The organism is bacterium, assembly GCA_040755755.1.
Taxonomy (GTDB): Bacteria; SZUA-182; SZUA-182; order DTGQ01; family DTGQ01; genus DTGQ01.
Genome location: JBFLZW010000018.1, coordinates 23,531 through 35,330 on the forward strand (window position 1 = coordinate 23,531; position 11,800 = coordinate 35,330).

Here is an 11,800-nt window from a genome sequence, read left to right on the forward strand (position 1 = left end):
AACTCAATCTTACAGATGCCCCCGATCCTCGATCAGCCTGACCAGTTCATCCTCACTTATGATGCGGATGCCGCGCATCCGTGCCGCATCAAGCTTTGATCCGGCACCCGGTCCGGCCACGACATAGTCGGTATCCGCGCTCACGCTGGAAGCCACCCGGCCTCCCAGTGACTCGATCATCAGACTGGCCTGCCCGCGGGTCCAGCGCTCCAGTTTGCCGGTCAAAACAAATTTAAGCCCGGAAAGCGGCTGCGGAGCAGCTTCTTTCTTTCGGTAGAGAGGATTCGGCAGGGCCAGGCCAGCCTGGCGCATTTCCTCAACTACCGCCCGGTTGTCGGGGTTAGCCAGGAAGGTGGTTATAGCGTGAGCTACCGCCGGGCCGATCTCCCGGATCGTTTCCAGGTCCTCCTGCGGCGTCGCTATCAGCTCATCGGGCCCGGCAAAATGCCCGGCCAGAACCCTGGCCAGGTGCTCACCGACCAGAGGGATGCCAAGAGCATAGAGAAAGCGGTCCAGGGGCCGATCCTTGCTGGCCTCGATGGCCCGAAGGAGGTTATCGGCGGATTTTTCCCCCATTCTCTCCATGCTCAGAATGTCCTCCCGCCGCAGTCGATAGATGGAAGACAGCCGCCTGACCAGGCCGCGGTCAACAAGGTGTCCGGCCATTTTCTCGCCAAGCCCTTCGATATCCATGCCTCCCTTGGAGGCAAAGTGAACGATCCGCTTGCTGATCTGGGCCGGGCAGGTCATGCCGGTGCACAGGGCCGCCTTTTTATCTTCGCTCATGACCACCTGAGAGCCGCAGACCGGGCAGTGTTCCGGAAACTGAAACACCTTCTCCGACCCATCCCGTTCCTCCTTGACCGGCTTGACCACATAGGGGATGACATCTCCGGCCCGCTCGACCAGGACGCGGTCCCCCAGCCGGATATCTTTGCGCTCGATTTCACTCTGGTTATGGAGTGAGGCGCTTTTGACCTCCACTCCGCCGATGTGCACCGGATCGAGCTCGGCCACGGGGGTGAGTACACCGGTGCGGCCAACCTGGACCCTGATCGCTCTGACCCTGCTGGTCATCTGGCGGGGGGCGAATTTATAGGCCAGGGCCCATCGCGGATCATGGGTGCGAAAGCCAAGCCTCTCGCGGCCGGAAAGGCTATTGACCTTGATGACCACACCGTCAAGGTCATATTCGAGGTCATTGCGTACCTTCTCAAGCTGCCGGTGGTACGTAAGGGCTTCCTCAAGACTCTGGCAAAGCTGCACATGAGCCGCGTCGGTCTTGAGCCCCCAGCGGGGGAGCATGTTCAATACCTCCCAGTGAGTGGTAAAATCATGGCCCTCGGATTGAATCACCTCATAGAAAAAGATGTGCAGCGGCCTTCGGGCCGTGATCCCGGAGTCGAGCTGGCGAAGGGACCCTGCGGCTGCATTCCGGGGATTGGCAAACAGGCTCTCTCCCGCTTCTTCCCGCTGACGGTTCAGTTTTCGGAATTCATCCTTTCGCATGTACACCTCACCCCGCACAACCAGACAGTGAGGCAGGATTTCCCCTTCCCGGTGCAGCAGCACCGGCGTAACCTCTCTGATGGTTTTGATGTTGGCGGTCACGTCCTCACCCGTCTGACCATCACCCCTGGTCGAGGCTATGGCCAGGCGGCCCTGCCGGTAGATAAGTTCAATTGCCAGACCGTCGTATTTGGGCTCTGCCACATACTCGACCCGTTCCCGGCCAAGCTCCTGCCGGCAGTTTTTATCGAAGTTCCTGACATCCTCTTCCCGGTAAGCGGATTTCAGGCTGAGCATCGGAACCGGATGCCTGACCGTGCCAAGCTCGGTCCGCACCTGGCCGCTGACCCTCTGGGTTGGCGAATCCGGATTTCGAAGCTCAGGAAACCGCTCCTCGAGACTCTTGAGCCTGGCCATGAGCTGGTCATACTCCGCATCCGAAATAACCGGATTGTCAAGAACATAGTAGCGATAATCGTGATAGCGGATCTCCTCAGCCAGCTTCCTGATGGCGGCCTCGGCCTCCGCCCGGTCTTTGGGTTCACTGTCTTCAGCCATGTGAGTAACTCCTTTGGCCACTATCTTTTATCTTTTCAGCATCCTTTTCAGTTCCGGCCAACTGCGGGTATTCAGGACATCGTCCGGCTCAAGCCAGCCCCGGCGGGCCTGATTGATGCCAAAGCGCATGTAGTCGAGATCGGTCAGGCTGTGGGCATCGGTCGAGATGGCCACTTTTACTCCCATCTCTTTGGCCATTTTGCAGTGGATGTCGTTCAAGTCCAGCCGGTCCGGATAAGCGTTCAGCTCCATAAAGCATCCCCTTTGCCTGGCTGCCTCGATCAGGCGCTCCATATCGACCTCATAGGGCTTTCGCTCATTGATGAGCCTGCCGGTCGGATGGGCCAGGATAGTGAAATAGGGGTTATCCATGGCCCGGATTATCCGCTCGGTCTGCTTCTCGATGGGCAGATTGAAATTATAATGCACCGAGCAGACGGTAAGATCAAGCATCTTCAGGACTTCATCCGGAAGGTCCAGGGAGCCGTCCTCCAGAATGTCGAGCTCGACTCCCCTGAGCACCAGGATCGAGCCTTCGAGCCGCTGATTCAGGAGGTCAATGGCTTCAATGTGCTGAAGCATTCTCCTGACATCGAGGCCATGAGCCACGCCGACGTGCCGGGAGTGGTCGGTTATGGCCACGTACTGATAGCCCTTGTTCCTGGCCGCCTCCACCATCTCCTCCAGGCTGAAGCGGCCATCGGTGGCTGTGGTGTGGGTATGCAGGTCTCCCCGGATATCGGCCAGGGTGATCAGCCGGGGAAGTCTGTTGTGCAGAGCGGCTTCGATCTCTCCCCCGTCCTCCCGCAGCTCCGGCTCAATGAAGGGAAGGCCGACTGACTGGAAAACATCCTTCTCCTCTCTGCCGCCGATGCGGTCCTCGCCCCGGAAGACCCCGTATTCGTTGATTTTCAGTCCTGCCTTGACGCCAAGTTTGCGAATGGCAATATTATGGGCCTGCGAGCCGGTAAAGTAGTGCAGGGCAGCCCCGCAGCTCTCTTCGGGCACTACCCGAAGGTCCACCTGAAGCCCTGAGCGGAGCAGGATCGTGGACTTGGTTTCTCCCCTGGCCACCACGCTGGCCACATCCTCATACTCGATGAACCGCTGCATGACGGGAGAATCCTTCCGGGCCACGGCCAGAATATCAAGATCAGCCACTACTTCCTTGCGCCGTCGATAGCTTCCGGCTACCACCACTTCCTGCACCCCGGCGGCCTTGCGCAGATAATTAACTATCGAGCTGGCCACCTCTTCCGCCACTGCCAGCTTGATCCGCTCCTTTTTCTCTTTCTTCTGGAGGATCTCTTCGAGAATCTTCTCCTCGGTTTTCTGGCCAAAACCGAACAGTGCGCGGATTTTGCCCTCTCTGGCTGCCGTTTCCAATTCGTCGAGGGTGCTGACGTGCAGTTCCTCATGGATGGCCTGGACCCGCTTCGGCCCCAGGGAGGGTATTTTCATGAGCTGGCTTAAGGCCGGAGGGATGCGGCTTTCGATCTCCCGCAGTTGGGAGAGGGTTCCCGTTCTGACAATCTCGGCAATTTTTCCGGCCAGGTCTTTGCCGATCCCCGGCAGTTTGGGCAGCTCTTCATGCTCGGCCAGGATATCGGCCAAACTGAAGGGAAGGCTGGCTATGGTGCGGGCTGCATTCCGGTAAGCCCGGACCCGGAACACATTGGCCCCCTCAATTTCCAATAAATCCGCCACTCTGATGAAAACTGCGGCAATGTCCGAGTTGTGAACAGGCATAGGTTTTCCTTACACGATCTCTTGGTCGAGTCCAACTGGCCGCGAATTTACCCCGCGTCATATACTCTGTTATTATCGTACAAAAAGAGTGCGAGGCGGGACATGATGTCCCGCCTTATGGTTTCGGGGCTTTAAGAGAGGCGCTCAATCCAGACAGGAGGGTTGCTCCAGATATTTTTGGAACAGGCACAGTGCATCCCTGGGAGTAATCTCACCATACCGGTTTACATCCGCACAATCAGGGCAGGGACCCTAATTCAAGGTAGCGGGGAAGTACGACAATGTCAAGAATAAAAAAGAGATAATCATAAGATAGTGAACATATTTAAGCCAAATGGCACTTACCTAAGACAAGCAGGGGGACACGGAGCACGAAGAGAGAGAAAGAGTGGGTCCCTGCCCTGGACCCTGACCCCCTTTAAAAAGCTTGATCTCTGCGTGGTCTTCGTGCCCTTGGTGCCCTTTCTGTTCTCATAAGGAGAAGCCTGGCTTGTGTAAGTGCCATGCTGGTTAAGCCTGCATAGGAAAGAGTTTTCCCAAAGTGTATGAAAATCAATTCATAGGTGGTGCAAAAAATTTCACTACTAAAATATTGAATGGACTAAAATAATTAATATTTTTTATTAATTTTATAAATTTATTTTAATACTTTACGATATGTTAAAAAACATTTTTAGGTATATTTCTTGCAATCATATCTTTACATGAGTATCTGATTTAAGCTAGTGCTAAGTACACTGCGCATTAAATACACGGCCAGTTAAAGCCGCCTCTTCACTCCCTCACCCCCCTTTGGGGGGAGAGGGCTGGCAGGGAGCCCCTGTGGCAGGTGAGGAGGGCGTCGTTGAACCAAACCGGCACGGGTAATTCCCGTGCCGTGTACTAATAAGTACAGGCAGCGGTTATTACCCAAGGAGTCAGCCCTGCTCTTTGTTTTTCCCGGGGCTGGTTTCCATATTTGGCCTCTATAGGAGACGGATGCTATCTGGCTGCTGAAGTTATCGCGCCCGGTATTGAGCACAGTATGGGATCCCCCCCAGTTGTTGCCCGGTATCGCCGCAGCTCACCTGTGAGCTTGCCATTGGTATGCTCACAAGCCCGGCGATCCGGGCACCAACGTTTACAGAATCGAATTTTTGCCTGAGTGATGTCTCCTCCTCCGGTCTAAACGCCTACAGCCTATCAGCCCGAGTAATTACTTATCCTCTTGCCTTATCCGGCCATTTTATGGTATCAACAAGATATCAGGACAGAGTCAGGTTGAGTCTCTTACGGCAATTTTATCCTATAAACGGCTGAGAACTGAACTTTTCCAGAGGAGTCGGGAGCCAGGAGCCAGAATAAGCAATCATCTTCTCCTGACTCCTGGCTTCTGACTCCTGAGAATAGGGGTATCCGTCATGAATCAAGGCAAACCAGAACAGAACGAGAATGACTTACCCGCCGGTTCCGCAGAATCCAGGGTTTTGCCCGCCGGGCATGATGAGCTGCACCCAAAATCCGAGGCCGTTTCCGTCAAGCCCCTTCCCGGCAACTCCCCTGCGGATGCCGGTGATCCTGCCGGTGACCCGGTTAATGTTGTCAGCATCTTAAATAAACTGCCATGTCTGAACGGCAAGGGGATCATGGAAGCCGTCAATACCCGGATTCAAAGGAAGTCTTTAGCCAGAAACTGGATAAAAATCGTTGGTCAAAAGCTGGCAGAGCATACTGCACCGATAACCCTGCAGAACCAGAAACTCATCGTGGTTGTCGATGATCCAAAGTGGATGACGGCCCTGAAACAGACTGAGGGAATATTCCGGAAGAAGGTAAATGAGTTTCTCAAGTCAGACCAGCCGCTCAGCATTGAACTGCGATTGGGGAAGATATCCCCCTTACTCTCTCGTCACCCCTCCTCACCGAAAGCAAAGCCGGAGCCTGCACCGGGGCTTACTGCCAAACAGGAGGAGCGAATCGAGAGCCTGCTCAGCCCCATTAAAAATAACGAAAAGCTCAAGCAGACGCTGAAAGACATTCTCACCAGACACTGTCGTCATGACCAGCGCTTCCTCGAAAAAGACTCGACATGAAGTAACCTTTCATTTTTCACTGGACAAATTCTCCCCTGTTGATTATAATTGTTATTTGATTTATCTTGTTTATGAGAATTTATTATTAACCAACGAAAATGAAAAGGTAGGTGGTAGGTATGCCAAGACGGTCCAATCTTCTCAAATTATCCCTTTTTCTCACCCTTGCTGGTCTGTGCCTATTTCCCAGCCTGACATCAGCCAAACCCAGGATCGAGTTCCTGGAAACCAGGTACGACCTTGGAGAGATGTACCAGAATCAGGAAAAGAGTCATGTCTTCAAATTTAAAAATACGGGATCGGACACTCTGACGATCGAGAATGTCAAAGGCGGGTGAGGATGCACAGCCGTTAATCTCTCGGAGAGAGATATAGCACCGGGGAAAACCGGAGAAATCAAAGCTACCTTTCACTCGAAATCCTACCGGGGAAAGCAGAATAAAACTATATATGTAAATTCAAACGACCCCAATACTCCGGTATTTAAACTCGAAATTATCGCTATGGTCAAGGTGGAGGTCGATGTCAACCCAAGTACCGTTAACTTCAGAGAGCTTTTGCCCGGAGAAAAGAAGTCCGAGACCGTAGAAATAACCAATTTAAGTAATGATCTCCTCAAAATCAGTGCCATTACCTCCCCCCATGATTTCATCAATGTCAATCTGGCTGACCTTAAACTGCCTGTTTCCCTGAAATACAACGAGAAAATGTCCTTCAAGGTAGGTGTGGATGCAAATATCATGAAAGACAAAACCTGGGGGCAGGTGATTATCAAAACCAGCAATGTTCATACTCCCGAGGTCACTCTGAATCTGACGGGGCGTGTTCGGTCCGAAGACCAAAAGCCAATGGGCGCACCGAATTCAGCCCAGGCACCTCTGCCCCAGATCAACTATAGCGAGCGGGCAAAAAAGCTCTTTCCACTCTATAACTTCGTTGCCAATAACGTCAGCCAGAATCTGGCTGGCTGTAATACCGGGCAATGTGTGCCCATGAAGGCACTGATTCAAGTGCTGACCGCTCAAAACCTGCCGGATGAGAAGATAACCGAAGCCGTACGGCAGATTTATGGCCCGGGAGCAGTAGTGGCATCATCAGGGAATGTGCAGCCGCCCCGCCCCTCTCTGAAAGAGTCAATTCAAGGCGCGCTCAAGAATGGCCGCAGGGCCAGGCTCGATCTCTTTGTCATGAGTTATTGCCCCTTCGGCGTTCGGGCGGAAAAAGCCCTTGACAGGATCATGGCTGAATATGGCTCGAAACTTGACCTGCAGCTCTACTTTATCGCCCAATCCAGAACAGACAGCACATCTGACAAGCTGGCCGATTCGTTCACCAGTCTTCACGGCCTGCCGGAGGTTGAAGAGGACTTCAGACAGGTCCTGATTCAAAAGCATTTTCCGGAAAAACTCCTGCCTTACCTGAGACTCCGGAACGAAAACATCAAAACCACTGACTGGAAGGAATGTGCCACCAAGGCAGGGATCGACCTCCAAAAATTGGAGGAGCTGATAGCAGCCAAGGGGAGCCAGCAGCTCTTCAGGGAAAACCTGGTCAAAGCCCAGACCATGAATATCCATGCCTCCCCTACCCTGTTTATTGATAATGTTCGATATCAGGGAGGGTTTCAATAAGCGGGGAGGTAGTGCTCCTTGGCTCAAAGGGAAGGTAGATGCTCATGATGGTTCCCTTACCTGGCTCGCTTTGCAGGTAAATTTCGCCCCCATGCTGCTGAATGATACTGTGAACGATGGATAATCCCAGTCCGGTTCCTTTGGACGAGGTCGAGAAAAATGGCTCGAAGATCCTCTTCTGAACTTCCGGTAAGATCCCTGTGCCGGTATCCTGGATAACGATGCAGACTGCCTGACCGGTGATTTGAGAGCCATTGCCATCGATGAAAGCATGCTGATGAAGGGAAGTCTGAATAATCAATCTTCCTCCCGCCGGCATGGCGTTCAGAGAATTTATGACGAGGTTTAAAAACACCTGCTGCATCTTCTGAGCATCATGAATAATCGGCGGGATATCGGTCTGATAGTCAGTCTGTAATTGAATGCGGTGCTCTTTCATTCTTTCTCTGAGCAGAGCCAGGGCAAGATCCAGAGACTTATGAATATCACCTCGTTCAAAAACCAATGGTGCCGGACGGGAAAATCTGGAGAGATTGTTTATCAGATGCTCCAGCCTCCGGCACTCCCGTAAAATTCTCTCCAGATCTTCGGCTGCCGGACTGCCCGGCGGCAGGGAATCGTGAACCAACTCAGCCAGCATCCCGATGCCGACCAGAGGATTCTTGATTTCGTGGGCAATGCAGGCGGCCTGCTTTCCTAACAGGCTCAGCCGTTCCCGGTGCTGCAATTCCTGCTCCAGCATTTTTTCCTTGGTAATGATGCGGGCAAAAATCACGGCGGCTGTTGTCTCTCCCTCGCCATTGACCAGGGGATAGGCATAAAGGTTCGTAGTCTCCTGAAAGATAATCTGCTCCAGCCTCTGCGCCTGATGAGTTGACTTTGTCTTGGGAATCGGGCAGTCAGGGCAGGGGCTTTCCCGTTCGCGGATAAATTGAAAGCATTTCCTGCCTTCAATCTCCTTCTCCGGCTGACCGCAGATCTTGATAAATGCCTTGTTCACGATTTGCAGGCGATAATCGATATCGATCATATACACCAGGTCGGTAATCCCGTCGAAAGCTGATTGAAATTTCTCCTTCTGTTCCTTTTCCCAATCAATCCGCTTACGATGGATTATAATAATCACTACCTGCACAAACGACAGGGCTACCAGGATAAAGGAGATGACGAACAGCAGCCACTGCCAGGCGCTCTTCAGTACCCTGCGCTCCCAGTGGTCCATCTTGATGGCCGGAGTGGTTACCGCGATCGACCAGGTGGTCCCTGGAAGCCGGACTGGCGTGAAATTCAGGTAATATTTTTCCAGCGGCCCTTTGTGAGGACCATGATCATAATAATACTCTGTTCCTGTTTCCTTCTCCAGCATTCTCTCCCGGACAATCCGGTTCAGGCTGTGGGCGTTCCCTTCCGAAGCCTTTTCCTGATGCACCTGAAAAATCTTTTTGCCGATCCACGCTTTTTTCTCATGAGATAAGACGGTTCCCTGCTCGTCAACCAGCCAAAATGAAGAGTAATCATGGAGATGGGAATAATGATTCTGGCAGAGGTTATCAATAACGGCCAGATCGAGGAACAGGACCAGCACCCCCAGAAAAGTCTTTTCCTCTCCCGGGGTTTCGCTTCCAGTCCGGTCAGTGTAAAGCGGCAGCGAAACAGGGATACCGGTAATGCCAACCCCCTGCTCATATTGACTGCTGATATACGGTGACTGCCTCAGACCATGATGAAACTGACTTACGGCATTCTGGAAAAAGTCGGTCTTTGAGAAATCTTTCAGTTGCATTTCCTGCCAGCGGGGAATTGAAGGATAAAAATATTCGTATCTCCCCTGCTCATTCATGATCCCGATATGGGAAACCTGGTCATGCATCAATTCATAATAAATTTGCAGATTGAACAGGACTTCATCAGCTTTCAACTGACGCAGAGGATATAGTCTGGCCAGGGTAGTCAGCTTTTCCTGCAATTCGTGCATGAGGTGTTCCATGTCGGAAGCGATTTCCCTGATAATCATCACCTGACTCTCGTTAACCTGACTGATGATTTCTCTTCCGGCATTGATATGGAGCCCCTGAGCAACCAGAATGACAATCCCGATAATGAGCAGATAAATAGACAGGGCTTTAAAGTTTGATTTTCTAAAAATTTTTTTGGTGAACATGGTCAACCGCTATAAGTAATCATTGAGCTGATATTCCTTGATCTTCTTGAATAAAGTTGACCGGGCGATTCCCAGGATCGCTGCGGCATGGGCTTTATTGCCTCCCGTTTCCCTCAGTATCTCCAGAATATAGTGTCTCTCCATTTCCTCGAGCTTTAACCTGGTTCCGGTCCTGCCTTCCTCTTTTCCATCTTCCGCAGCCAACTGATGGAGAGGCTGGTCATCAGACCTCGATGTTTTAAAAAAATCCAGGGAGCTTGCGGTTATGACATTTCCCTCCTCCATGATCATAGCCCGCTCAACGATGTTTTTCAACTCCCGGATATTGCCGGGGTAGTCATAATCCATGGCGATCCTGAGTGCATCAGGATGTATTCCCTGGACATTCTTATGAAAATCCTGATTGAATTTGTCAATGAAATGCTGGATCAGAAGGGGAATATCCTCTTTTCTCCTGCGCAGGGGAGGAACCCGGATTAAAAAGACATTCAGCCGGTAATATAAATCATGCCGGAACGATCCCTCTTCGACCATCCTGCCCAATTCATTGTTCGTAGCGGCAATCACACTGATGTTCACCGATATATCCTTGATTCCTCCAATCCTGCGGAAAGATCTCTGCTCCAAAAACCGCAGCAGCTTTGCCTGCATGGCCAGATCCAGAGTCCCGATCTCGTCGAGAAAGAGGGTTCCCCCATCCGCCAGTTCCACCAGGCCGGCTTTCCTGCTTTTGGCATCCGTAAATGCACCCCGCTCAAAGCCAAAAAGCTCGCTTTCCATCAGTGAATTCGGCAGCGCAGAGCAACTGATATCAATGAAGGGGTTTCCCGCCCTGCCACTCTGCCGGTGAATGGTCCTGGCCACCAGTTCCTTGCCGGTACCGCTTTCCCCAACGATCAGGACCGTACACTGATCGATCTGGGATATTTTTTTTATCAGAAAGCTGACCTCCTGAATCTGCTGGCTGCTGCCTACCAGATTTATGGCCTCATATTGGCGGTCGATTTCCGCCCGCAGGATTTTGACCTCCCGGTGCAGCCTTTTGGTTTCCAGCGCTTTCCTGGCCACCAGCCGTAACTCTTCCATATCGGAGCTCTTGGTAAGATAATCATAGGCTCCCATTTTCATGGCCTGCACAGCCATATGGACATCCCCATAAGCGGTAAGAACGATAACCAGAACATCAGGAAATTCCTTCTTGATCCGCTCCAGTAAGGGAATCCCGCTTAAACCCGGCATAAAAAGATCCAGAAAAACCAGATGAAAGTCCTCCCGGACCAATTTTTCCAGCGCTTCTTCCCCGCTTTTAACCCAGGAGGTCTGATACCCATCCTTCACCAGCCAGCGTGATATTCCCAGTCCCACGCTCTCCTCATCATCTACAACCAGAATTTTAAAAGCCATACACTTCGATCCCTCAAAATTATGCTCTCTTGCATTTCCCTGGTCAAAATACAGACAGACTCATGCCTATACCTATAAAATTATAATTCAAAACTCTCGATAAGCCAAATCTGTAATCCAATTAAATGCAAATGTAACTACTCAAGGTTGTCAAGGTTGTAGGCGGACTCTATGGCCTGGGACTTTACGGTCTTGGATATCCCCTAGGCTTCGGCCTCTTGAGAATGGACTATTATAGCGGCCTGTTGGGATGCATTTATAGCAGCCCGTTATTAGGATGCATGCAGAGCTTGCTTGGCTGAGTCTTCCTCGGTGGTCTTCGGCGGCATGATGGGAACCTGGCGAATGACACTTTCAATCGTTCAGTAATTATGTTTTTTGAACCCTTCTTATCCGTCCCGGCTCCCGTCTCCTGAGCTTTGCACAATCAGGGTTTCAATTTCCTGGAAGCTTGCTGCTGTTCTGATCGCTTCTTTAATCTTCTCCAACTGCTCGATAGAATCTATCTGATCGATCTGCCCGGAGAGCCGCAAACCCTCCTCCCCAAACTTTAACTCCAGCCCCAGGGCAACAGCCTCGAGCAGACCCTGCCTCAATCCCCGTTGTCTGCCTATTCTTTCGGCGGTAGTCACATAAGCTATCTTCTTTTCCTCCTCATACGCTTCGATCTGCTCGTGAAATTGACAAGGGGATATCTTCTCCCTCGCCCCATTCAA

The 11,800-nt window shown here is 51.8% G+C and carries 7 protein-coding genes and 1 pseudogene; 3 read left to right on the top strand and 5 right to left on the bottom strand.

The window, feature by feature from the left end; all coding sequences use genetic code 11:
- Window positions 1-9: 9 nt before the first annotated feature.
- Together ligA and polX are read right to left on the bottom strand one after the other, a co-directional pair.
- A complete protein-coding gene (gene ligA / locus AB1611_06280; GenBank protein ID MEW6379197.1) occupies window positions 10-2,067 on the bottom strand; it encodes an NAD-dependent DNA ligase LigA in 2,058 nt (685 codons plus the stop codon).
- A gap of 27 nt (window positions 2,068-2,094) precedes the next feature.
- Complete coding sequence (gene polX, locus AB1611_06285) at window positions 2,095-3,816, bottom strand: DNA polymerase/3'-5' exonuclease PolX (protein MEW6379198.1); 1,722 nt, start codon at window positions 3,814-3,816, stop codon at window positions 2,095-2,097.
- Between the two features lie 1,400 nt (window positions 3,817-5,216).
- Between polX and AB1611_06290 the strand changes: the two genes are divergently transcribed.
- From AB1611_06290 to AB1611_06300, 3 genes and pseudogenes are all read left to right on the top strand, one after another.
- The gene (locus tag AB1611_06290) at window positions 5,217-5,888 is read left to right on the top strand and encodes a DUF721 domain-containing protein (GenBank protein MEW6379199.1); all 672 of its coding nucleotides are present in this window, start codon (window positions 5,217-5,219) and stop codon (window positions 5,886-5,888) included.
- 119 nt (window positions 5,889-6,007) lie between these two features.
- A pseudogene (locus AB1611_06295) lies at window positions 6,008-6,373 on the top strand (DUF1573 domain-containing protein).
- A gap of 18 nt (window positions 6,374-6,391) precedes the next feature.
- Window positions 6,392-7,519, top strand: coding sequence for a hypothetical protein (locus AB1611_06300; GenBank protein MEW6379200.1), 1,128 nt, complete (start codon window positions 6,392-6,394; stop codon window positions 7,517-7,519).
- On the opposite strand, the gene AB1611_06305 is transcribed toward AB1611_06300, so the two are convergent.
- The 3 genes from AB1611_06305 to AB1611_06315 all read right to left on the bottom strand — a co-directional run bounded on the left by AB1611_06305 (window position 7,482) and on the right by AB1611_06315 (window position 11,800).
- Window positions 7,482-9,680 carry an ATP-binding protein gene (locus tag AB1611_06305; GenBank protein ID MEW6379201.1) on the bottom strand — a complete coding sequence of 733 codons (2,199 nt, stop codon included), beginning with the start codon at window positions 9,678-9,680 and terminating at the stop codon, window positions 7,482-7,484. The genes AB1611_06300 and AB1611_06305 overlap by 38 nt on opposite strands.
- A 9-nt stretch (window positions 9,681-9,689) precedes the next feature.
- Window positions 9,690-11,084, bottom strand: coding sequence for a sigma-54 dependent transcriptional regulator (locus AB1611_06310; GenBank protein MEW6379202.1), 1,395 nt, complete (start codon window positions 11,082-11,084; stop codon window positions 9,690-9,692).
- Between the two features lie 389 nt (window positions 11,085-11,473).
- Window positions 11,474-11,800, bottom strand: coding sequence for a hypothetical protein (locus AB1611_06315; protein ID MEW6379203.1), 327 nt, complete (start codon window positions 11,798-11,800; stop codon window positions 11,474-11,476).